The organism is Streptomyces rubiginosohelvolus (genome assembly GCF_014649875.1).
In the GTDB taxonomy this organism is placed as follows: Bacteria; Actinomycetota; Actinomycetes; order Streptomycetales; family Streptomycetaceae; genus Streptomyces; species Streptomyces rubiginosohelvolus.
Genome location: NZ_BMTW01000002.1, coordinates 264,438 through 286,940, shown reverse-complemented (window position 1 = coordinate 286,940; position 22,503 = coordinate 264,438). Strand labels below are relative to the sequence as shown.

19 protein-coding genes are annotated in these 22,503 nt (G+C 72.4%); 9 read left to right on the top strand and 10 right to left on the bottom strand.

Going from position 1 to position 22,503, the window contains the following annotated elements; translation table 11 throughout:
- Positions 1-231: 231 nt before the first annotated feature.
- On the top strand, positions 232-858 hold the full coding sequence (locus IE134_RS08610) for a TetR/AcrR family transcriptional regulator (protein WP_097883517.1): 627 nt from the start codon (positions 232-234) through the stop codon (positions 856-858).
- A gap of 105 nt (positions 859-963) precedes the next feature.
- On the opposite strand, the gene IE134_RS08605 is transcribed toward IE134_RS08610, so the two are convergent.
- Together IE134_RS08605 and IE134_RS08600 are read right to left on the bottom strand one after the other, a co-directional pair.
- Positions 964-2,421: an ABC transporter ATP-binding protein gene (locus IE134_RS08605; protein WP_229823436.1), complete on the bottom strand. Its 1,458-nt coding sequence runs from the start codon at positions 2,419-2,421 to the stop codon at positions 964-966.
- On the bottom strand, positions 2,418-3,440 hold the full coding sequence (locus IE134_RS08600; RefSeq protein WP_229823434.1) for an ABC transporter transmembrane domain-containing protein: 1,023 nt from the start codon (positions 3,438-3,440) through the stop codon (positions 2,418-2,420). The genes IE134_RS08605 and IE134_RS08600 overlap by 4 nt, the downstream gene beginning before the upstream one ends.
- A 5-nt stretch (positions 3,441-3,445) precedes the next feature.
- Between IE134_RS08600 and IE134_RS08595 the strand changes: the two genes are divergently transcribed.
- Entirely contained in the window at positions 3,446-3,991 is a 546-nt protein-coding gene (locus tag IE134_RS08595) for a thioesterase II family protein (RefSeq protein WP_308432613.1), read from the top strand.
- Positions 3,992-4,141: 150 nt separating this feature from the next.
- Here IE134_RS08595 and IE134_RS08590 read toward each other — a convergent pair whose 3' ends face one another.
- Positions 4,142-4,846, bottom strand: coding sequence for an LURP-one-related family protein (locus IE134_RS08590; RefSeq protein ID WP_189430106.1), 705 nt, complete (start codon positions 4,844-4,846; stop codon positions 4,142-4,144).
- Positions 4,847-5,144: 298 nt separating this feature from the next.
- On the opposite strand from IE134_RS08590, the gene IE134_RS08585 reads away from it, so the two are divergent.
- Positions 5,145-7,007, top strand: a complete 1,863-nt coding sequence (locus tag IE134_RS08585) for a sensor histidine kinase (protein WP_229823432.1) — start codon at positions 5,145-5,147, stop codon at positions 7,005-7,007.
- 104 nt (positions 7,008-7,111) lie between these two features.
- Positions 7,112-7,789 carry a response regulator transcription factor gene (locus IE134_RS08580; protein WP_030716544.1) on the top strand — a complete coding sequence of 226 codons (678 nt, stop codon included), beginning with the start codon at positions 7,112-7,114 and terminating at the stop codon, positions 7,787-7,789.
- A gap of 130 nt (positions 7,790-7,919) precedes the next feature.
- On the opposite strand, the gene IE134_RS08575 is transcribed toward IE134_RS08580, so the two are convergent.
- The gene (locus IE134_RS08575; RefSeq protein WP_158634731.1) at positions 7,920-8,066 is read right to left on the bottom strand and encodes a hypothetical protein; all 147 of its coding nucleotides are present in this window, start codon (positions 8,064-8,066) and stop codon (positions 7,920-7,922) included.
- Positions 8,067-8,220: 154 nt separating this feature from the next.
- Here IE134_RS08575 and IE134_RS08570 point away from each other — a divergent pair, with 154 nt between their 5' ends.
- The 4 genes from IE134_RS08570 to IE134_RS08555 all read left to right on the top strand — a co-directional run bounded on the left by IE134_RS08570 (position 8,221) and on the right by IE134_RS08555 (position 13,010).
- Positions 8,221-8,331, top strand: a complete 111-nt coding sequence (locus IE134_RS08570; RefSeq protein ID WP_189430104.1) for a class III lanthipeptide — start codon at positions 8,221-8,223, stop codon at positions 8,329-8,331.
- A gap of 114 nt (positions 8,332-8,445) precedes the next feature.
- Positions 8,446-8,556 carry a class III lanthipeptide gene (locus tag IE134_RS08565; RefSeq protein WP_189430102.1) on the top strand — a complete coding sequence of 37 codons (111 nt, stop codon included), beginning with the start codon at positions 8,446-8,448 and terminating at the stop codon, positions 8,554-8,556.
- Between the two features lie 114 nt (positions 8,557-8,670).
- A complete protein-coding gene (gene lanKC, locus IE134_RS08560; RefSeq protein ID WP_189430100.1) occupies positions 8,671-11,367 on the top strand; it encodes a class III lanthionine synthetase LanKC in 2,697 nt (898 codons plus the stop codon).
- Complete coding sequence (locus IE134_RS08555) at positions 11,364-13,010, top strand: ATP-binding cassette domain-containing protein (RefSeq protein WP_229823431.1); 1,647 nt, start codon at positions 11,364-11,366, stop codon at positions 13,008-13,010. Before lanKC ends, IE134_RS08555 begins: the two co-directional genes overlap by 4 nt.
- A gap of 112 nt (positions 13,011-13,122) precedes the next feature.
- On the opposite strand, the gene IE134_RS08550 is transcribed toward IE134_RS08555, so the two are convergent.
- From IE134_RS08550 to IE134_RS08540, 3 genes are all read right to left on the bottom strand, one after another.
- Positions 13,123-16,308: an AAA family ATPase gene (locus IE134_RS08550; protein WP_189430098.1), complete on the bottom strand. Its 3,186-nt coding sequence runs from the start codon at positions 16,306-16,308 to the stop codon at positions 13,123-13,125.
- Between the two features lie 371 nt (positions 16,309-16,679).
- Positions 16,680-17,333 (bottom strand): response regulator transcription factor, encoded by a 654-nt coding sequence (locus tag IE134_RS08545; protein WP_189430096.1) that lies wholly within the window; start codon positions 17,331-17,333, stop codon positions 16,680-16,682.
- Complete coding sequence (locus tag IE134_RS08540) at positions 17,321-18,415, bottom strand: sensor histidine kinase (protein ID WP_030709794.1); 1,095 nt, start codon at positions 18,413-18,415, stop codon at positions 17,321-17,323. The genes IE134_RS08545 and IE134_RS08540 overlap by 13 nt, the downstream gene beginning before the upstream one ends.
- Positions 18,416-18,770: 355 nt before the next feature.
- Here IE134_RS08540 and IE134_RS34045 point away from each other — a divergent pair, with 355 nt between their 5' ends.
- The gene (locus IE134_RS34045; protein ID WP_229823430.1) at positions 18,771-19,115 is read left to right on the top strand and encodes a TetR/AcrR family transcriptional regulator; all 345 of its coding nucleotides are present in this window, start codon (positions 18,771-18,773) and stop codon (positions 19,113-19,115) included.
- 460 nt (positions 19,116-19,575) lie between these two features.
- Here IE134_RS34045 and IE134_RS08530 read toward each other — a convergent pair whose 3' ends face one another.
- The 3 genes from IE134_RS08530 to IE134_RS08520 form a co-directional block, all read right to left on the bottom strand.
- Complete coding sequence (locus tag IE134_RS08530; protein ID WP_006128374.1) at positions 19,576-21,105, bottom strand: helix-turn-helix domain-containing protein; 1,530 nt, start codon at positions 21,103-21,105, stop codon at positions 19,576-19,578.
- A 173-nt stretch (positions 21,106-21,278) separates the two neighbouring features.
- Positions 21,279-21,926 (bottom strand): TMEM175 family protein, encoded by a 648-nt coding sequence (locus tag IE134_RS08525; RefSeq protein ID WP_098020281.1) that lies wholly within the window; start codon positions 21,924-21,926, stop codon positions 21,279-21,281.
- A gap of 39 nt (positions 21,927-21,965) precedes the next feature.
- The gene (locus IE134_RS08520; RefSeq protein WP_030709798.1) at positions 21,966-22,418 is read right to left on the bottom strand and encodes a RidA family protein; all 453 of its coding nucleotides are present in this window, start codon (positions 22,416-22,418) and stop codon (positions 21,966-21,968) included.
- Positions 22,419-22,503: the final 85 nt, after the last annotated feature.

Genomic DNA, 22,503 nt, shown 5'->3' with positions numbered 1-22,503 from the left:
TTTCGGATGGGTAAAGCATCGAAAAGATGCACACCGATCGCACAGCGGTGAGTCTTCTTCGCTCACAAGTGAGCAGAAAACAAAGCGCTTTGAGGGTCTGCGGCCGGTTCGGTGCCGGTCAGGTGTCCCATGATGACGTGCACACCTGCCGTCGATCCGGCGCGGGCCCGACGGTGCGGGAGGGCCACCCCATCGCCGGTGCGCCCCCGCCCCACACGTAAACTCCGTGGCATGAGTGTGCGCCGAATCACCCCTGGCCGCCCGCGAACCAAGCCCGCCGAGGAGCGGCGTGCCGACCTCCTGGACGCGGCCGAGGGAGTCTTCGCCGAGCGAGGAGTCGATGCTGCTCGGATCGACGAGATCACGGAGCGCGCCGGCGTCGCGATCGGCACCTTCTATCTGCACTTCAGCTCCAAGCGCGACATCATGCTCGCCGTACAGGCCCGGTTCGTCGACCGGCTGGTCGAGCGGCAGCACGCGGCGGTGCAGAACCTGCCCGCCGACGACTGGACCGGACGCGTGGACGCCTGGCTCAGCGACGCGGTCCGCGCCTATGTGGAGCATGCCGAACTGCACGACGTGCTGTACGGCCACACACCGATCAACGCCACGACGGAGATTCAGGTCAGCCCCGAGAACGCGCATGTCGAGGCGTTCCGGCGGCTCATCACCGAGCGCCCCGATCCGCCGGCGGACGCCCCGAACCCCGCCATGGCGGCGCTGCTGATCTACAGCGCCTGGTACGGCGGCACCCATGCCCTGCTGCACCACGAGGCCGACGACATCGACCGGATGGCCGACGAGCTCATCGCCGACATCACCGACCTCGCCCATCGCTATCTGCGCTCCGACGTCTGAACCGCGCCGCCGACGCTCCTGGCTGTGGACCGCCGGCAGCGGAACGGTTCGGGGACGCGCCTCGCCGGGGCGCAACCCCGGTCGGGCGCCGTCAGTGGCTACCGGTCAGTGACTTCCACCGGCGATGCGCCAGTGCCGTGCCCGTTCGTACTGGGAACTCAGCCGCGCGAACGTTCCCCCCGTGCCCAGCAGTTCCTCCCGGGTCCCGGACTCCACGACCCGGCCTCCGTCGAGTGAGACCACCAGGTCGGCGGCCTCCAGGGTGGCGGGGCGGTGGGCGATCACGATCACCGTACGGTCGGGGTCGGCGCCCAGGTTCGCGATGGCCCGGGTGATCGCCGCCTCGTTCTCCGGGTCGAGAGCGGAACTGGCCTCGTCGACGAGGACGATCCGCGCCCGCTTGAGCATCGCCCGGGCGATCGCGACGCGCTGGCGTTCGCCGCCCGACAGCTGCGCGCCGCCCTCGCCCACCCGGGTCTGCCAGCCGGCGGGCAGCCGCTCGATCACCTCGTCGAGCCGCGCCGCGGTGGCCGCCTCCCGCAACTCGTCCCAGGTGGCCTCCGGGCGGGCCAGCCGCAGGTTGTCCTCGATGGTGTCGTCGAACAGATAGACGTCCTGGAAGACGATGGCGATCTCGTCGAGCAGGCTGGTCGGGTCGAGCCGGCGCACATCGACGCCACCGATGCGCAGCTCGCCCGAGTCGATGTCGAAGAAGCGGGCGATGAGCCGGGTCGCCGTCGTCTTCCCGGACCCCGACGGGCCGACGAGGGCGGTGGTGCTGCCCGCCGGACAGCGCAGGGAGACGTTCCGCAGCGCGGGGGTGTCGCCGCCCGGATAGGTGAAGGTGACGTCCGCGAACTCGACCTCCGCCTCGTCGATCCGCCGCACCGGCTCGGCCGGAACCGGCAGCGCCGGGGTGGAGAGCAGTTCCTCGATGCGCGCGATCTGGTTCCCCAACGCGCGCAGGGCGCCGATGAGCTCGATGAGATTGCCCAGCGGCTCCAGGAAACGGGCGGCCAGGACGAGCAGCACGATCGCCGTGGCGGCCTCGATCCGTCCGCTGAGCATCAGCTCGGCGGTCAGGGCGAGCACCGCGACGAAACCGGCCATGATCACACCGGTGTAGACGAAGAAGGGCTGCCGCGCGCGCCGCATGCCCTCCCGGTACGTCTCGCGGTGGTCCTCCAGTGCGGCGCGCATCTGGGGAGTGCCCTCGGCGTGCCCGGCGGCCCGCAGGACCGGCTGGGCCTGGCCCAGCTCGATCGCCCGGCCGGCGACCCCGGCCGCCGCCCGCTCCAGCTCGATTTCGGCGATCTCGGAGATCCGCGCGGCACGGCGCAGCGCCAGATAGGCGACCAGGGCGATCGCGCACAGCAGCAGCGCCATCCGCCAGTCGACCGTGAACGTCACGACGACGACCGTCGCGGGCAGCAGGGTCGAGGTGATCACGGGCCCGCCGATCGTCACGGCCAGGTGCGCGGCGCTGCCGACGTCCGCGGTCACCGCCCGCGCGAGCCGGGCCTTGTGCTCGGCTGTGAACCAGCCCAGCGTCAGCGTGCTCACATGCCCGACGGACCGACGATGGCGGTCACCCGGCCCGGCGGACAGACGGCGCTGATGTTCTCGACCGCGTTGGTCACCCCGTCGTAGGAGAAGGAGACCCGGTCGAACTCGACGCCGTGGCCGGCGGGCGTCTGCGGGTGCTCGGGCTCGGGCAGCGGCGTACGGGCGAGCAGCTGCTCGATGTTGGCCGCGCCCATCCGGCCCTTGCGCACTCCCTGGGCGGCGGTCACGGCGGGGAGGATGGAGTTGGGCAGTCCGATGGCGACGACCAGGAACGCCACCAGGTCGGCGACGCCGAGCGAGCCGCGGTCGACGAGGACCAGCCCGACGGCCGCCACGGCGGTGAGGACGGCCATCTCCGAGCCGAGCAGCCGTGAGGCCGCGGAGCTGTGGCGGACCTCGGCGACCCAGGCCGCGAACGCCTGGGTGTGCTCGTCCACGGCGTCGTCGAAGCGGCGCAGGACCCGGCCGCCGGTGCCGAAGGTCTTGACCACCTGGATGCCGTCGGCGTACTCGACACTGGCGGCGCTGATCCGGGCGTCGGCGACGACCAGCCGGTTCATATGGGTCGTCATGGAGCGCATCGAGACGCGGAAGAAGATCCCCATCAGGAGCAGGACGCCCAGCACCACGAACGCCATGCGGACGTCGACGAAGAGCAGATAGCCCGTCGCGACGGTCATGACGGTGGTGGCCCCGACCAACTGCCCCAGGGCGTGCGCGATGACCTCGTGCATCTCCTCCAGGTCGCCCGTCATCGCCCGCTTGACCTTGCCCGAGCCCACGGCCCGGAACCAGCCGAGCGGCAGCTTGCCGAGGTGCGTCACGATCCGCACGCGCACGTCGTGCAGGATCGCCGCGTCCGCGTAGTGCCCCACACGGGAGGACTGGACGAACAGGACGAGCCAGACGCCGGCGCCACCGGCCCCGATGCCGACCCAGGTCCAGATGGCGGTGTGGGAATCCGCGGGGTTGTCGAGCATGAGCCGCGCGATCTCGGCGACGGCGATGTAGGGCACGATGGATCGGCGAGCCGCCCCGCCACCGCTGGGACGACCTGCTGACCGACGTCCGCACCCGGCTGGCCGACCTGACGAGCCCGCCGGACCGCCCGATCGCCCTGTTCGGCCACAGCCTGGGCGCGCTGCTCGCCTTCGAGTGCGCCCGGATCCTGGTGGCCGAGCACGGCATCCAGCCGGTCCGCCTGCTGGTCTCGGGCCACCGGGCGCCCCACCTCCCCCTGCGCGAGGAGACACTCCACCACCTGCCGGACGCGGAGTTCCTCACGAAGCTCGGCGAACGGTCGCGCACGCTGCGCGCGTTGACCGACCCCGAGTTCCGCAAGCTCCTCCTGCCGATGCTGCGCGCCGACTTCACCGCCTCGGAGACCTACGCCTTCGTGCCGGGCCCGCGGTTGACCTGCCCGATCACCGCCCTGGGCGGCGAGCAGGACGAGGACGCGCCCCTGGGAGAGATCGCCGCCTGGCAACGGCACACCACGGGCCGGTTCGAGCTGACCGCCTTCGCGGCCGCCACTTCTTCATCGACGACGCGTGGGAGGCGGTGGTGACGAGGGTCGGCGAACGGCTGCGGGTACGAACGGGGGCGCACCGCGGTAGACGTGCCGTTGCACCGAACCCCACGTGCTGCTCTACGCGACGCGCAACGGCGATCCGTGGCGTACCTGGCTTGTATCGCCGTAGCAGGCGTGATGTACGTGTCAGTCCACTTCCAGGGCGTCCAGAGCCAGCGTGTGGGCGATGGCGAGACGGCGGTCGATGTCGGGCGCGAGGATCTCAAGTACGTACCGGGTGTGCAGCCCCAGCTTCTTGGTGACGGTCATCAGCGTCTTGCCGCTCTCGGTGTACTTGAAGCGGTACGGCCAGATGAACGGCACGTATTCGAGGTACGGCACGAACTCCCAGACGAACCGGACGAAGGCCACCACCCGGCTGTGCTCGCGGCCGGTCAGCTTCATCGTCCCCGGCTGCCGCACCTGCCATGTCCTGCGGAGGAAAGACGCGCCCGCGTCCTCGTGGAACGACCCGAAGGACTGGCCCGAAGCGTCCCGCACGTCGTACATGTAGCCCACTTCGTGGTCGCGGCCCTTGAAGGCGGCGAGAACGGACTTCCTGGACGCGTCCGTATAGACGGTCACCTGTCCCCTGAGCGACAGCCGCTTCTCGCGTGCGTAGGCGACGGGCTCGCCCTCGGAGCCGTCCGGCCGGGCCACGCTCACCACGTACTCGCCGGCCGTGAGGCTCAGTGTCTTCTTGATGACGAAGGTGTCGTGGGACTGGATGTCCGGTGCTTCCACAGTGGTGGGGGCCGGGACCGGGGCGGGGGTGGCTTTGGTGAGGTTGACGGCAGCCCTGTCCTTCTCCGAACCCGCTCCTGCACTCGACTCCGTGCCCGTGCTGTCCATGTGGCATCTCCCGTTGTCCGCGTGGCCCCGATTCGGTCCGCCCATCGTCAGCCGCACGACCGGCCCGGCGCAGTCTCCGGAAGTCGCGATCCCGGGCGACGAAAGGTGTCAACTTTCGTCGTACGGTGGCACGACGCTCGGCCGATACCCGTGTTCTTCCGGGGGTCCTACCGTCGGTCCGGTGTATGCGGACAGGGATGTGGACGTGGATGTGAGGGCGGGTACGGATGTGGGAGATCGACGGGTGCGTTCCGCCGGGCTCGCCGTTCGGGGCCTCCGGCGGCGGTTGAGCGGCGGTGTGCTCTGGAGCCCCGCCCGTATCGTCGGGGAGGCGGTGCTCGCCGTCGCCCTCGCCGGTCTCGCCACAGGCTTCGGCGCGTGGACGGACACGCTCGACGCGCGGACCGTCCTCCTCGCCGGGGCGACGGCCCTGCTGGCGCCCGCACGCCACGCGCTGCCCGCGACCGTCCTCATCCTCTCCGCCCCGCTGGCCGGGGGGTGGAACGTCATGGCCTCCGTGCTGCTGGTCTGCGCCGCCTGGTCGGCGGGGCGGCGGATCACGGAACCCTGGCGGGTGGCCGCCGCGTTCGGGGCCGCATGTGTGCTCCACACCGTCCCGGGCCTCTACCACGACATCGCCTCGGGGACCGCGCCTGTGCTGGCCGTCACCCTCGGGTGGAACGTCGTGGCATTCCTGACCCTGGCCGTGGTGCCGGCCCTCGTCGGCCGCTACCGGGACCAACGGCGGCGGCTGCTCGGCGCGTTGTGGCAGAACAATCAGCAACTCAGGCGCGAGCAAGCGATGGTGGCCCGTGAGGCGCGGTTGCTGGAGCGCAACCGCATCGCCCATGACATGCACGACAGCCTCGGCCATCAGCTCGCCCTGATCTCCGTGCACGCGGGCGCCCTCCAGGTCGACCCGGAGCTGACCGGGAGCCAGCGGGAGGCCGTACGGATCCTCCGGGGCGCCTCCGTCACCGCGATGGCGGAGTTGCGGGCGGCGGTGGGGGTGCTCCACGACGAGGCGGAGTATCGGGAGCAACAGAACGAGCAGCAGTACCAGGGGCATCAGTCTCACCAGGGGAACCAGGGGAACCAGGGGGAGGTTCCCTACCGGGAATACGGGGAGCACCGGGAACACCAGGGACGCCGGCGGCAGCCGGTGGGCGACGGCGCCTCGGTGCCGTACGCGCCCCGTACCACCGCCGCCATCGACGGCCTGGTCGAGTCGTCCCGGGGCGCGGGCACGGCGGTGTCGCTGGACCGGAGCGGTGTCCGGCGGCCGTTGGCACCCGCCGCCGACCACGAGGCGTATCGCATCGTCCAGGAGGGCCTGACCAACGCCCACAAGCACGCGCCGGGCGCCCCCATACGCCTTGCCCTGCGGTACGAACCGGACAGCCTGGTCGTGGAGGTCACCAACGGGCCCGTGCCGGGCGGAGCGCCCGAGGTGCCGCCGGGGATCAGCGGCGGCCAAGGGCTGAAAGGGCTGCACGAGCGGGTCGGCCGGGTCGGCGGCATGGTGCACACCGGGCCCACCGAGGACGGCGGCTTCCGGATCGCGGGGATGCTGCCGTACGGGCAGGAGAGCAAGGCGGGAAGCGGGGCGGAGGGCCGGGCGGGGCACCTCGGGGGACACGGGGCGGGGAACGGTGCCCGGGGCGCGGGGACGTACGGCGCGACCTCCGTCGTACCGGCTCGCGACGTTCGGGGGCAGCTGCGTCCGGGGGCGGTGGACGACGGTGGAACGGTCATCAACGGGGCCGATCCACAGAGGGAGTTCACCGCCATTATGAGTACCAGGAAGAACGTCGCCATCGGCTGCGCCGTCACCGCCGTCGTCCTCGTCGCGGGCGTCATCGGCCTGGGCGTCTGGGGGATCGGCGTCATGACGGAAGAGGTGAAGAAGGCGGAGATCTCGCCGAGTGTCTACGAGGAGGCGAAGGTCGGGGACGCCGAGGCGGACATCCGGGCCAGGCTTCCCGAGGAGGACTCGTGGCTCACCTCGGACCTGGCGGACCAGGGGCCCAAGCTGCCCGACGGAGCGACGTGCCGACACTTCACCTCCGAGGACGACCAGGGGGTCGACTTCCTCACCGTCTTCCGGTTCTGCTTCCAGGACGGGAAGTTGGTGTCCAAGGAGACGTACAAGGCGACGTGATGCCGGGCTCCGTGCGGCGGGTCGGACCGTACAGGGCATGATGGCGGGGCCACTCCGTCCATTCTCCTTGACAACGTCATGACCGACACCGCGCAGGAGGCTGTGTGATCCGGGTCCTCGTCGCCGATGACGAGCCGCTCATCAGGGCCGGCATCAGAATGATCCTCACCTCGGCCGACGACATCGACGTGGTCGCCGAGGCCGGGGACGGCCGCGAGGCGGTGGAGAAGGCCCGGGGCGGCGGGGTCGACGTGGCGCTGCTGGACATCCAGATGCCGGTGATGGACGGGCTGACGGCGCTGGTCGAGCTCGGCCGCGCCGCGCCGAAGGTACGGGTCCTGATCCTCACCACCTTCGGCGAGCGGGACAACGTACTGCGGACGCTCGGCCACGGCGGTGCGGGGTTCCTGCTGAAGGACTCCGCGCCCGACGAGCTGATCCAGGCCGTGCGGGCCGCGGCGGCGGGCAACGCGTATCTCTCACCCGCGGCCACCCGGCATGTGGCGGACGTGCTCTCCGCCACCGGGGCCACCACGCGCGGGGAGGCCGCGCGGCGCCGGCTCGACGGGCTCACCACCCGGGAGCGCGAGGTGCTGGCGCTGCTCGGGGAGGGGCTCTCCAACGCGGACGCGGGGCGGCGGCTGCATATGAGCGAGGCCACGGTGAAGACGTATGTCAGCCGCATCCTCACCAAGCTCGACTGCGACAACCGCGTCCAGGCCGCCCTCCTCGCCCGTGACGCCGGGCTCCAGCCGGGGGGACTTCAGCCGGGCGGACACTGACCGGATGGAGCGTCACTTCCGCACGGCCTGACGTCTGTACGGGGGCGCGCCGTCCGTACGGGCCCCTTCCGGCCCGGGGGGCCGAGACACGCGGATCCGTACGACTGACGTCCTCGAACATCGTCCGCGCTCACTCCTCGGGGGAGTGCCCGGTGCGGGGGTGGCCGGTGAGGGTGAACGCGTCCGCGTAGTCGGGGGTGTCCATGGCGCCGAGGGTGGAAAGGCGGGGTGGGGCACCGGCCCGCCGGGCGGGTGGGTGGGTCGTTGGTACCCACATTCGTGGGTGGGGAAGAGGCGGCCGGGTGGGGGTGGGAGGGACCGGATTACGGGGACGGAGCTCCCATGTGGTCCGGTCCCGAAGGGGGTTGACTCGGGACCGCCGCCCGCCCGGGCAGCAAGCCCACCGCACGCGTACCCCAAGGAGAAGTCCCATGAGTGTGCTGAAGCTCCAGACCCTGCAGCCGTCCACCTCGGCGGCGAACCGCGGCCCCGTGAGCCTCACCAGCAGCAGCAGCTCCTGCTGCACCACGCAGCCGAACTGATCGCGCGTGGTCCGGGCGGAGCCGCACCGGCGTGTCCGCCCGGACCGCCACCACCGGCGATCCGGGGGTGACCACCCCCACCCCCGCCCCCATCCGTACTCCGGAGGAACCCAGATGAGTGTGCTGAAGCTCCAGACCCTGCAGCCGTCCACCTCGGCCTCGGCCCGTGGCCCGGTCAGCCTCACCAGCAGCAGCAGCACCTGCTGCACCACGAAGCCGAAGTAATCCCCGGGCGGTCCGGGCGCGGGCGTCGACTGCCCGTGCCCGGACCGCTTCGCCCGTGCCCCGCCGGCCACTGCTTCGACCCGCGGCCCCCGGACGACGACCACAGAGGCTGACATGCGTGACGAACGTTGGATCAACCGCTTCCTCTTCGCCTGGAACGACACCCTGTTCTTCGACCCGCTGGACGTCTACTACCACCCGCGGGAGGACCACTTCCTCGCCGGGTTCGACGAGCGCACCCGGGCGCGCTTCGTCCGCAGCGGGATCTGGTGGAGCCACCGGCACAATCCCGAACTGCCAGCGCAGGGCTGGAAGATCCACGTGTCGGCGGACCACCGCAGCGTGTACCGGGTGGCGAACGAGGTGATCCGCCATCTGGTCGACCGGGAGGCCGACTTCAAGATCGCGCTCGACCTCAACGTGTACGAGATGCTCAACTCCAAGGGCATGTCCCGGGGCAGCGGCGGCAAGCTGGTCACCGTCTACCCCCGCGACGAGGCGGAGTTCCGGTCCTGTCTGGCCGACCTGGCCCGGCTGCTGGACGGCGTCGAGGGCGCGTACGTGCTGTCCGACATGCGCTACCGGGACAGCCGGGCGCTGTACTTCCGCTACGGCCAGTTCCTGCACTCCCGGGCGGTGGACGTGCTCGGGCGGCCGGTGGCGCACATCGAGGGGCCGGACGGGCCGGTGCCCGACGACCGGCAGCCCGGATATGCCCAACCCTGGTGGGTGGAATGGCCGTTCGCTGACTGGAAGCCGGCCGAGGAGCCGGAGGACGACGGGCTGCTGGGCGGCCGCTTCCGGGTGACCGGGGCGATCCAGTTCTCCAACAGCGGTGGGGTCTACACCGCCGAGGACACCGCGGACGGGGACCGCAAGGTGGTGCTGAAGGAGGCTCGCCCGCACACCAACCCCAATCCGCGGCAGGGCCACGACGCGGTGGACATCCTGGCCCGGGAGTGGATGTTCCTGAACCGGCTGGCCGACGTGGGGGCCTATCCGCGGCCGATCGCGTATTTCGAGCACTGGGAACACCACTACATCGCCGAGGAGTTCGTAGAGGGCGCCGACATCCGTACGGTGCTGCTCGCCGACAACCCGCTGGCCCGGCCCGGCTTCGACCTCGAGCGGTCGCGCGACTTCCTGCGGCTCTTCGTGGACGTCTTCCGCGCGCTGGCCCGGGCGATCAGAGCGGCCCACGAACACGGTGTGATCCTGGGCGACTTCACCCCGGCGAACCTGCTCATCGACACCGCCACTCACGAGGTGACCATCGTCGACCTGGAGGCGTGCCGGCTGATCGAGGCGCCGGGCACGGAGGCGGGCGACGACGCGGCGCTGGCGAAGCCGGTCGAGCTGTTCACTCCGGGGTTCAGCCTCTCCGGGCACCACTACCGGGCGGCGGGTCCGGAGGGCGACCTGTTCGGCCTGGCGACCACCATGGCGTACTTCGTCTTCCCGATCGCCGCCATGTCCTATCTGCGCACGGACATCCTGGACAGCTACCGGGTCTTCGTCGACGCGCTTGGCTGGCCGGAGCGGATCCACACCCTGATCATGGACCTGGCCGCGAACCGGATCACCCTCACCGACGTGCTGGAGGAGCTGGGCGACGGCTCGGAGCTGGTCGACCGGGTGACGGTCGCGCCGCCACCACCGGCGCTGCCGGAGCCGGCGCGGCTGGTGGAGGCGGAGGCCGGGGTGGCCGCGTTCGTCACCGCGGTGGCCGACCCCGAGCGCGCCACGCTCTTCCCGGTGGACCCGTTCGCGCACGTCACCAACCCGCTGAGCCTGGGCTTCGGGGCGGGCGGGGTGCTCCGGGCGCTGCACGCCTCGGGTGTGCCTGTACGGCCGCGGTGGCGCGACTGGCTGGCCGAGCGGATCGCCGACCTGGACGTGCGCGACTACCCGGACGGGCTGATGGCTGGTCTCGCGGGCATCGCCTGGGCGGCCGACGAGCTCGGACTGGGCTCACGGGCACGGGAGTTGCTCGGCCACGCCAACCGGCGGGCGCTCGCGGTCGGCGATCACACCTTCTACTACGGCCTCAGTGGCCTGGGCGTGACCAACCTCCGGTTCTTCCACCACGGCCGGGACCCGGGCGACCTGGCCTCCGCCCGGGAGTGCGCGCGGGCACTGCGCGAGCGCGCGGTGCGCTCGGACGGATTGGCGCACTGGCGTAACGAGTTCACCGGAGAGGAGCCGCTGACCGGGCTGGGCTTCGGCCAGGCCGGGGTGGCGCTCTTCCTGCTGCGGATGCACCAGGTGACCGGCGAGGAGGAGTGGCTGCGGCTCGGACGGGAGGCGCTGGCCTGGGAGATGAGCCGGCTCAAGGAGCTGGACGACGAGGGCCGGAAGATGTTCGAGCACGAGGGCACGATGGAGCCGTACGTGGAGGTGGGTTCGGCGGGCGTGGCGCAAGTGCTGCTGCGCTACGGCGATCTGGACGCCGCCCGGGAGGTGCTGCGCGGTCTGGAGGTGCGCTTCTCGGTGCTGCCGGCGTACTGCTTCGGGCTCAGCGGGGTGGCCGACGCGCTGCTGGATGCGGCCGAGTTCACCGGCGACCGCGCCTACCGGGACACCGCGCTGCGCCAACTCGACTACGTACGCTCGGTCTTCCTCTTCGAGCCGGCCGAGCGCTTCGGGGTGCCGCGCGGTGACGACGGGCCGGTGCCGCTGGGCGTCCCCGGCGAGGGTCTGCTGCGCTGCTCCACCGACTACCTGACCGGCTCGGCCGGGGTGCTGCGGGTGCTGCACCGGGTCAACCACGGTGGCCTGCCCGACTTCCTCCTGGACGAGGTGGCGCCGTGAATGAGCTGTGGGAGACCCTGCGCGGGCACCGCCCGCGGTTCGTGGCGATCCTCATCGCCGAGGCGAGCACCGGCGGGATCGAGGCGCTGCTGCACCCGCTGTTGCTCAAGGCGCTGTTCGACCAGGCGATCATGACCGCCGACCTGCATCGCTTCCTCTTCCTCGGCGGCTGCTACCTGGTGCTCGGCATCAGCCTCAACCTGGCGGCGTTCTGGATCTCCGCGTGGCGCAGGCGCTTCGAGAACGCGTTCATGCTTTCGCTGGAGACCGAGCTGCTGGACCGTACGCTCGGTCTGGACAGCCGTAAGCTGACCGGGCCCGGGAACGCCTCGTACGTCAGCCGGATCCACAACGACGTCAGTGAGGGCGTGCTGCCCGCGATGGACGTCTGCATCCGGATCGGCCGGACACTGGTCTCCTCGCTGGTCTTCGTCGGTGTGCTGCTCTACCTGTCCTGGCAGGCCAGCCTGATCCTGCTGGTGATCGTGCCGCCGCTGGTGGTCGTGAGCAACCGGCTGGCCAAGCGGATCGAGGACAACACCGAGCCCGAGCGGGAGGCCGAGGCCGGCTACGTCAGCCGGCTCACCCGCACCCTGGAGTCCTTCCACGCGCTGCGCGGCCTGCCCGCGTTGCTGCCGGGCACCCGGGCGGTCAACCGGCGGGCGCTGGGCGGCTTCCTGGACCTCACCTACGTCAATTACCGGCTGTCGCTGAAGCAACGGACCCTCAGCGACCTGGTGATGAACCTGTCGGACACCGCGTCCATGGTGGTCGGGGCGTTCTTCGTGTTCACCGGCCGGATGTCCTTCGGCAGCTTCCTCGCCTTCGTGAACTCGCTGTGGCGGGCGGTCTCCGGGATCTTCGACCTGATCAACATGATTCCGCAGGTCCGGCGGAGCAACGCGGTGCTGCGGCGGATACGGTCGTTGCGCGACTCCCCCCGGTCCCGGTACGCCGACGAGGGCCCCGCGGTACGGCTGCGCGGGGTGCGGGTCCGCTACGACGGCACCGCGGAGGCGCCGGACACCAAGGAAGTGCCGGACACCAAGGAAGTACCGGTCGCCGACTTCGATCTGGGCACCGGTGAGCGCGTCCTGCTCCGCGGTCCCAACGGCTGCGGGAAGACCACCCTGCTGCACGTCGTCGCCGGGACCCTCGCCCCGGACGCCGGTACGGTCGTCCTGCCGCCGCGCGTGGCGAGCCTGACCGCGCCGGTGAACCTCCCGCCCCTCCCGGTTGATGAGTTGGTGCCGGACGAGGAGCTGCGCGCCGTGCTCGGCCTTGACGGGCTGACCGGACGGCTCCCCTCGCACCTCTCCTCCGGGCAGCGGCAACGGGTCGGGGTAGGCGCGCTGTTGAGCGAGGACGCGGACGTCTATCTCGCCGACGAGCCGTTCGCCAACCTCGACGAGCTCGGCCGGGACGTGGTGTTCCGGGCGCTGAGCGGGCGGACCGAGGGGCGGGCGCTGCTGGTGGTGCACCACGGCGACGGGGGCCTGGACAGCCACTTCGACCGCGTGGTCACCCTGACTCCACCGCCGAAGCCGGGCCCGACATCAGGGCCGGCGCCGGGCCCGGGGGCGGCAAAGCAGCTCACTCCGCGCAGGCTGACCTCAGCCCACCCACCGGTCTCCTCCCCGTGAACCGGCCGGCACCACAGCACCCCGTGTCCGGGGGACCGGCCCTCGCCTCCGGACCCGGGGCCGGAGCCGAGGGCACCCTGCCGCGGCGCGCCCCCGCGCCGGGCGTGGGCTGTCACCAGCCGTCCCCGGTGCCGACCGCCGGGAGGGCGGGCGGGGTGAGCCGGGCCGTACCGGTCCCCGTACCCGTACCGCTGCTGGTCCCTGCACCGATGCCCATACCCGTGCCCGTGAGGAGAGTCGGGGTGGTGCGGGTGGCGGTGGCGAAGGCAGTGCGGTCGGGGTGGCCGGTCTTCCGGAGCAGGCTCGCCACGTGCTTCTCCACGGTGCGTGGGGAGATGTGCAGCAGAACGGCGATGTCCTTGTTGGCGACCCGCTCGGTGAGCAGCTGGGCGACCTCGAACTCCCGGGCGGTGATCCCGAACCGGCGTAGCATCGGCGGCACCTGCTCGGTGCCGGTGCGCCGCTGCCGGACCGTGGCGCCCATGCCGCGCAGCAGCGCGCGGCAGGCGCCGGCGGGGGCCCGCAGCCCGGCGCCGTGGAAGTACTCCTCGGCCTCGCGCAGCCATTCCACCGGGGCACCCCAGCCGTCCCGGTGCGCGGCCGAGGCGACCAGGCGCACCGCCAGGTGGCGGGCGACGGGGTGGGTGGCGGCGACCTCCAGCGCGGCCGCCGCCGCGGCGGTCGCCTCTCCGGCGCGTCCCTGGCGGCCCAGCAGTACGGCGTGCGCCAGTCCGGCGAACTGGCGGTTCCAGCGGGTGCCGCCGGCGCCTGCGGTGCCAGGCAGGTGTTGCCGGCCCATCCGCCCGGCCAACACGCCCAGCAGCACGGCCAGTCCGTAGCGGCCGAAGTCGGCGGTCGAGGGGTTCTCCGCGTCGAGGGCGAGAGCCTGGGCGAGTTCCCGCTCGGCGTCGCCCGGCCGTTCCTCCAGCAGCGAGCAGAAGGCGCGCGCCAGCCCGTATGCCACCGGGCGCAGGCCGGGAGCGGCGTCGGGGGCCAACTCCAGCGGCTCCAGGATGTGTTCCAGCTCCACACGGCGGCCCTGGTGGGCCAGTCGCACCGCCTCGGCCATCCGCAGTTCGGCCAACGCCCCCTTGAGGCACAGCCGTTCGGCCTCGACGGTCGCCGCGCGGATCCATTTCCCGGCGGCCGCGAACTCGCCGCGGCGGATCTGCTCCAGGGCCAGCGCCAGACCGAGGTGCTGCGCCAACGCGGGTACGCCCCGGCGGACCGCCTCCCGGTGGGCGTGTACGAGCGGGGGCAATAGGCCGTCGCGGTCCGCGGCGAGCCGGGCCAACTCGGCCTCCGCGGCAAGCCGGAGCACCGGTAGGCGGTGGGCCCGGGCCAGCGTACGGGCCTCCTCCAGCCGCGCCCGGGCGGCCGACTCGGCTTGTTCCTCCGCGAGTCGGGCGAGGAGGAGCAGCGCTCGGCAGGCGAGGGCGGGCTGTTCGGCGCGTCGGGCGGCGGCCCGGGCGCGTTCGGCGAGTTCGGCGGCGGTACACAGTCGCTCGGGTGCCAGCCGGTGGAGCTGCGCGTGTGCGGCGGCAAGGTCGACCACGGCGGTGTCGGCGTCGGCCGGTTCACCGCCGAGCAGCCAGTGGGCGGTGTCGAGGTGCCGGGCAGCGGCCGCTAACCGTCCGGTGAGGAGGGAGAGTTCGGCCAGTCGGGCGTGGAGCCCGGCCCGGGACGCGGCGGGGAGGTCCTCGGCCGGCACCTCCTTACCGGTGAGCAGCGCTGCCACCGGCTGGAAGCGGGCCGCGCAGGCGGCGGCGTCCAGCAGCCGGGCCAGTACGGTGGCCCGCAGCTCGGGCGGGGTGTCCGGACCGGCCAGCCGGTGCGCCCGGTCCAGCAGGACGAGCGCGCCCCCGACCCCCGTCGTACGCTCGTCCGCCGTACCGCGCCCGGCCTCCGCACCCTCACCCGCCGCACCGCGATCCGCTGCCGCACCGCGATCCGCCCTCGTGTCGTCCCCCGTCCCCGCGCTGCGCTCCGCTGCGGCGCAGTACAGCCGTACGGCCTGCGCGGTGTCGCCGGCCTGGGCGTGGAGGTCGGCCGCGAGCACGCCCCAGCCGCCGGGGAGTTCCGGGTGGAGTGCGACCAGGGCGGCGGCGACCCGGCGGGCGTGGGCGGCGCGGCTGCCCGGTGCGAGATCGGCCAGCAGCACGTGGCCCACCAGTGGGTGCCGGAAGGCGTACCACCGTGGGTCGTCGGCGTCCGGCACGATCAGGTGGGTGGCGGTTGCCGCCCGTACCACCGCGGTGAGTTCGGCGTCGGTACAGCCGAGCGCGCGGTGCAGTACCGGCAGCGGGAAGCGCGGGCCGCAGACTGCCGCCGCGCTCAGGAGCTCCGTACCGAGCGGGGCGAGCCGGGCGGTGCGACATCGGATGCTATCGGCGACCGCGGTGGGCGCCGGTCTCCCGTGGTGGTGATGGTGGAGGTGGGGCCGGCGGAGTCGGTGGTCGTCGTCGCCACCGGGCTGCTGGAGCAGTTCGACGGCGACGAACGGGATGCCGCCGCTGTACTCCTGTACCCGGTGGGCCACTTCGGCGTCGACCTCGGCCAGGGGAATCCGGCGTACGGCGGCGACCAGTCGGCGCATCTCGCCGGGGTCGAGCGGGGCCAGGTCCAGGACGACCGCGGCGCCGCGCTGCCGCGCCCGGGCGGCGAGTTCGGTCGCCACGCAGGGCTCGCGTCGGGCGGTGAGCAGCAGGACGGCGGGCAGCTGCGCGAGGTGGTCCAGCAGGTACTCGACCACCGTCAGGGTGCCGGGGTCGGCGTCATGCAGGTCGTCGAGGACCAGCAGCAGCGCCCCGTGCCGCCGTCCGACGACGGCGACCAAGCGGAGTACGGCCTCGGCGACCGCCAACGGGGAGCCGGCGCCGACTCCCCGGGCGCCGGTCAGCAGTCGAGTCAACACACGGCCGTAGATGCCGAGTTCGGCCGGCTCCGGGAGGAGTCCGGCGCGGGCCAGCGACAGCAGCGCCTCGACCAGCGGGCGGTACGGGACGACCGAGCCGACCGTGCTGGCCCGGCCGCTCGCGGTGGCCAGGTCGGGGCCGGCCGCGGCGAGCGCCACGGCGGCGAGCCGGGTCCGCCCCGCACCGGGCTCGCCGGTGACGAAGAGCGCCCCGCCCCGGCCGGCCCGCGCGGCGACCAGGGCGGCGGCGATGTGCCTCTGTTCGGCCTCCCTGCCGACGAACTCCGCCTGTCTGTACGGTGGTTCACCACCGCCGGGGACGGCCCGGGCGCCGTCGGGGAAGGTGCTACCGGGGATGGCGGGGCGGACGTGGAGCTGCGTCATCTGTCTCTCCTGGGGTGGGGAAGAGAGGGCTCGGCCCGATCGACCGTGCGGGTCCGCGGACGCGCGGGCGCGGCGCCGGGCACCGGGCGGAGCGAAGCCGAGGAAGCAGGCGGGTACGGACGGAACAGAGCAGCGGGACGTCAGGGCGGCAGGGGCGCCGCGGGCGGGTGCCTCCTGTACCGTCGGCGCGAGGCCGGACACCGCCTCGCCCTCCCGTCGACCCGGTGCACCGAACAGCCGGGACCGAGGATAGGAGCGATGGGCAGGTCCTCTGTAGCCATCCGTTTGGGGGGCTTGCACGCCCCCCGAACACGGAGCCCGGAACTGGAACCAGAACCGACGCCAACGCCGAAACCGGCACTATCGCCGGCTCACTGCCCGTCCAGGCTGTCCTCCCGCACCAGCCGGGCCAGGTCGATCTTCGTGTACGCCTGCCGGCCCGCCTGCCGGTACTTGGCCTTGACCCGGTCCAGGTAGTCCTTGGCCGTGTGCACCGTGATGCCGGCGCGCCGGGCGGCGGACTTCAGCGTCATCCCGGACGCGTAGTCGAGCAGGATCTGCCGCTCCCGGGGCGAGAGCCGGGGGCGGGCGGGGCTGTCGTCGTGCGCGCAGGCGAAGGCGAGTTCCGGGGAATGGGCGCCGCGGCCGGCTGCGACGTCCTCGATCGCGGCGACCAGAGTCGGCAGGTCGTTGTCCTTGGTCAGATAGCCGTCCGCGCCGGCCCGTACCGACTCGATGATCCGGGCCCGGTCCGGGACGGTGCTGATCACCAGCACCCGGCTCCCGGAGCTCAGCAGCAGCCGGATGTTGTCGACCGGGTCGGACCCGTCGCCCAACCGGAGGTCGAGCAGCACCACGTCGGGCGCGGCGTACGGGAGCTCCTGGTCCGGCGGGCGTAGCAGCTCCGCGGGGGTGGTCGCGGTGGCCACCAGCCGCAGTCCCGGCACACCGCCCAGCCAGGCCCGCATGCCGTCGGTGAGCATCCGGTCGTCGTCCACCAGCGCGACGGTGATCACCCGGGCCATCTCAGCTCCACCCGTACGCCCTCGCCGGGTTCGGTGTCCAGCTCGGCCCGGCCGCCCACCGCGGTCATCCGCTTGCAGACCGAGAGGCGCAGCCCGAGGCCGGGTTCGCACCGCTCCGGATCGAATCCGCATCCCCGGTCGACGACGGTGACCACGACGGCCCCGGGCCGTCCGGGGTCGGCGGTGGCGGTGAGGTAGGCGTGGTCGGTGCCCGCGTGCCGGCGCACGTTGTTCAACGCCTCCCGGACCGCGTCCGCGAGGGCGACGGAGACCTCCGGCGGCACCTCGGGCAGGGCGTGATAGCGGACGGTGACCCGCAGCCGCAGGCTCTCCGCGGCACCGACCACATCCTCCAGGGCCTCGCCGATCCCCCGGTGGTGGACCTCGTCGGCGGTCTGCTCGATCAGCCGGCGCAGATACGCCGCCTCGCGGGCGCAACGCTCCTGCACCTGGGGAGTGTTGGCGTCCACCCCGCCGGCGGCGAGGGTGGTCAGGGTGGCGAGGACGGTGTCGTGCAGCAGCCGGTGGTGTTCCAGGCGCTCGACATAACGGGCCCTGGTCGCCTCGGCGGCCAGCGTGCGGGCGTTGGCGTCGTCCAGCAGGCGGCCCTGGCGGCGCAGGTACCACCAGAAGACCCAGGCCATCGCGGCGGAGGAGAGCAGCGAGTTGGTGTGACCGAGGACGACCGCGGTGCTGGCGTCCACCAGCCGGTAGCCCAGCAGATGGGTGGCGGCGAGCAGGACGACCACGCCGACGACCTGGAGCCGGTCCAGGACGAGTGCGGCGGTGGCGCACGCCGAGCCGCCGAGCAGCATCGCCCAGCCGAGCGCGGCGGAGTCCTCGGCGCCGCCCCAGGCGTACAGGGTCAGCGGCAGCGCGACCCCGTTGACCAGGACGTCCGCCCAGATGTGCCGCCGCTCGAACCAGCCGCGCCGCAGCGCCGTGCCGTGGACGAGCGCGCTCAGCCCCAGCGCGAGCGCGAGCAGCGCGTACGGCACCGGCTCGTCGCGTTGGTGCTGCAGGACCGCGACCAGGCCCACCGCCAGATGGCTGACCCGGTAGAGCAGGGTGGCCAGCACCATGAAGGACCTGGCGCGCTGCAACCCCGAGCCCGCTGCGGTCTGTTCACGCGGCAGTCCGGGTCGCCGTAACCATAAGGGCACCGCCGACAAAGCCATGCCACGCCTCCCTGTCCGTGGCGCCGCGCGGCCCGGTACGGGACTGGGGCCGCGGCGCCGGTACGTGTCCACGACGCCACGTATTCTGCCCCAGCATGTCCATGCCGAGCGCATTCCGTCGGGTTCGGCCATGTCCGGAAGATCCACTTCCGCAACGCCGCCGTACGCACACCCCACAACGGGACATACAGCCGTGGATGCATGTTGAACGATTCCGGCCGGTGGGGCGGGGCACCCGCGGACCAGGAGGTGACAGCCGATGACGGCAGCAACGCCGGCGGGAGCAGCCGGCGCAGCGGCGATGGCGGGCACCGCGACAGGCGCCGCTGCGGCACGGCGTACGCAGGCCGAGCGCCGGGCGCGCAGCCGGGACGCGCTGCTGGCGGCCGCGGCGCGCGGCCTGGCACACCACGGGTACGCCGAACTCTCCCTGACCCGGGTCGCCGCGGAGGCCGGCTACACCCGCGGTGCGCTCTACCACCAGTTCGCCGGCAAGGAGGAGGTGGCGCCGGCGGTCGTGGGCTGGGTGCGGCAGACCTGTTGGGAGGAGGTCGGCCGGGTACTCGCCCTCCTCTGGCCCGAATGGCCCCGGCGATCCCGGTGACCCCGCCGAGGTGCTTCTCGCGCTCGCCGCGCGCACCCCGTCTACTGCCGGCGGGACATGGCCGCGGTGCTGCGCAGTCTGCGGGTCGAACTCGCCGGGCGGGACCACCCGGTGGGCCAGGCGATCGACGAGGCCGTCGCCCCGCTGCTCACCGCCTGCGAACGCCTGGTCCGCGGCGGCCGCCGGAGCTCGATCCCGCCGGGCCCACCGGGCCGCGACACCGCCGCGGCGGTGGTCGCCGCCCTGGAGGCGGTGCCCATCGCGGTCGCCGGACGCGCCCCGCACGACGTCACCCTCACCGAGCGCGCCGTACGAGGCGTCCTCGGACTTCCCCGGCCGGACTCCCCTCGGCCGCACCGCGCTCCGGGGCGTGACCGTGCCCCGCCCCGGGGCGTAGCCAGACCGCCCGCCGCGGCCTGGTGTTGTGCCCCGTGCCCCACGGGGCACAACACCAGGCCAATCAGATGTCCCGGAAGATCTCGATCTGCGCCCCCACCGAGTTGAGCCGCTCCGCCAGTTCCTCGTAACCGCGGTTGATCACATAGACGTTGCGGAGTACGGAGGTTCCCTCGGCCGCCATCATCGCCAGCAGCACCACCACGGCGGGCCGCAGGGCGGGCGGGCACATCATTTCGGCGGCACGCCAGCGGGTGGGGCCCTCGACCAGGACCCGGTGGGGGTCGAGGAGTTGGAGGCGGCCGCCGAGGCGGTTGAGGTCGGTCAGGTAGATCGCGCGGTTGTCGTAGACCCAGTCGTGGATCAGGGTCTGGCCGTGCGCCGCGGCGGCGATCGCCGCGAAGAACGGGACGTTGTCGATGTTGAGGCCGGGGAACGGCATCGGGTGGATCTTGTCGATCGGGGCCTCCAGCTTGGAGGGCCGGACGGTGAGGTCCACCAGGCGGGTGCGGGCGTTGTCGGCCGCGTACTCCGGGGTGCGGTCGCAGTCGACGCCCATCTCCTCCAGGACGGCGAGCTCGATCTCCAGGAACTCGATCGGGACCCGGCGGATGGTGAGTTCGGACTCGGTCACCACGGCGGCGGCCAGCAGGCTCATCGCCTCGACCGGGTCCTCGGAGGGGGAGTAGTCCACGTCCACGTCGATCTGCGGGACCCCGTGGACGGTGAGCGTCGTCGTGCCGACCCCGTCGACCCGTACGCCCAGGGCCTCCAGGAAGAAGCACAGGTCCTGGACCATGTAGTTGGACGAGGCGTTGCGGATGACCGTCGTGCCGTCGTGGCGGGCGGCGGCCAGCAGGGCGTTCTCGGTCACCGTGTCGCCGCGCTCGGTCAGCACGATGGGGCGGTCCGGGGCGACGGTGCGGTCGACCTGCGCGTGGTAGAGGCCCTCCGTCGCGGCGATCTCCAGGCCGAAGCGGCGCAGTGCGATCATGTGCGGCTCGATCGTGCGGGTGCCCAGGTCGCAGCCGCCCGCGTACGGCAGGGTGAACTGCTCCGTCCGGTGCAGCAGCGGCCCCAGGAACATGATGATCGAGCGGGTCCGGCGCGCGGCGTCGGCGTCGATCGCCGCCAGGTCCAGCTGCGCGGGCGGCACGATCTCCAGGTCCACACCGTCGTTGACCCAGCGGGTGCGCACCCCGATGGAGTTCAGCACCTCCAGGAGCCGGAACACCTCCTCGATCCGGGCCACCCGGCGCAGTACCGTACGCCCCTTGTTGAGGAGCGAGGCGCACAGCAGTGCCACGCAGGCGTTCTTGCTGGTCTTGACGTCGATGGCGCCGGAGAGCCGCCGGCCGCCGACGACCCGCAGATGCATGGGTCCGGCGTACCCGAGCGACACGATCTCGCTGTCGAGGGCTTCACCGATGCGGGCGATCATCTCAAGGCTGATGTTCTGGTTGCCGCGCTCGATGCGGTTGACGGCGCTCTGGCTGGTGCCGAGAGCCTCGGCCAACTGTGTCTGTGTCCAGCCCCGATGCTGACGGGCGTCACGGATGAGCTTGCCGATACGTACGAGGTAGTCGTCTGACATGTCGGCAGGCTATCTCAGATATGAGATGAGGATGCTGTGGGGGTGTGCCGTTCGAGTGACAGGTGTGTACCGGCTCCGCGCGGCCGGGTCTCCCCATCGTCGCCCGCGCGGGAGGAGACGGCGCGGTCGGTGCGTCCGTACGGGGACGGGTCCGGGCCCGCCCCCGCCGGTGCTCAGCTCGCCCGGCCGTGCCGACGGGCGGTGGCGCGCTTGCGGTGGATGAGCTTGATGGGGACCAGGGCCAGCCAGCACCACATGGCCGCGGGAGGCGAGACGAGAAAGGCCACCGGCACCGTCGCGGCGAAGAGCGCGGCGGTCGAGGCCAGATCGGCGGTGACCGCCCGGCCCACTTCGCTGCGGGAGGCCTCCGTCGCATGCTCCGTCTGCCGTCGGCCCGCAAGGAACATCGCCAGCTCCAGCAGGTTCGTGACGGCGACCATGCCCGCGTAGACGGCCACGGCCAGCGGGCGCGCGGCGTACTCGGACAGCAGGGCGGTCGGGAACGGGACGAGAGCGATGGCGCCCAGCCACATGAGCGCGAAGCGCAGCGCCACCCCCTCGAAGCGCGGGACAAGCCGCACGATCAGCCGGTGGTCGCGCCAGAACCCGGCCAGGATCGTGAAACTCAGGGCATACGCGCCGAGGTCCGGCAGCGCCTGGCGTACGGCGTCGGTGAACGCGTCCTTGTCCAGGCCCGGTTCGACATGGAGGTCCAGGACAAGGAGGGTCATCGCGATGGCGAAGATCCCGTCGGACAGGGTCGTCAGACGGTCCGCGCTCTTCTCGTCGGCCTTCTCGTCGGCGGCTCGGGCATCGCTCACCCGCCTCAGGGTGAGGGGGCGACGAGGCTCACCCCGTCATTACGCCGACGGCGGGCAAGCCGGTCCTTCGGGTTCCGGCTCGTCGAGGACGGCGGCCACGGCTTCGATCTCGACGAGCTGGTCGGCGTAGCCGAGCACGGTGACGCCCATCAGGGTGCTGGGCACATCGTGGTCGCCGAAGGCGTCCCGGACAACCTGCCAGGCGGCCACGAGATCCTCCTGCCGCGCCGACGCCACGAGGACCCGGGTGCTGATGACGTCCTCGACCGAGGCGCCGGCGTCGGCGAGCGCGGTCCGCAGGTTCGCGACGGCCTGCGCCGCCTGGCCGGCGTAGTCCCCGACGGCCACGGTCTCGCCGTGCTCGTCGAGCGGGCACGACCCGGCGAGGAAGATCAGCCGGGACCCGGCGGGTGCCGTGGCGGCGTAGGCGTACTCGGCAACGTCGGAGAGGGTACGGGAACGGATCAGCGAAACGGCGCTGGTGCGGGTCACGGTGGGTGCGTCTCCTGCGGGGTGGGGCGTCGCGTGCGGATGCGTACGGGGGTGATCCTTTCAGCGCGCCCCGGGGCTCCGCCCC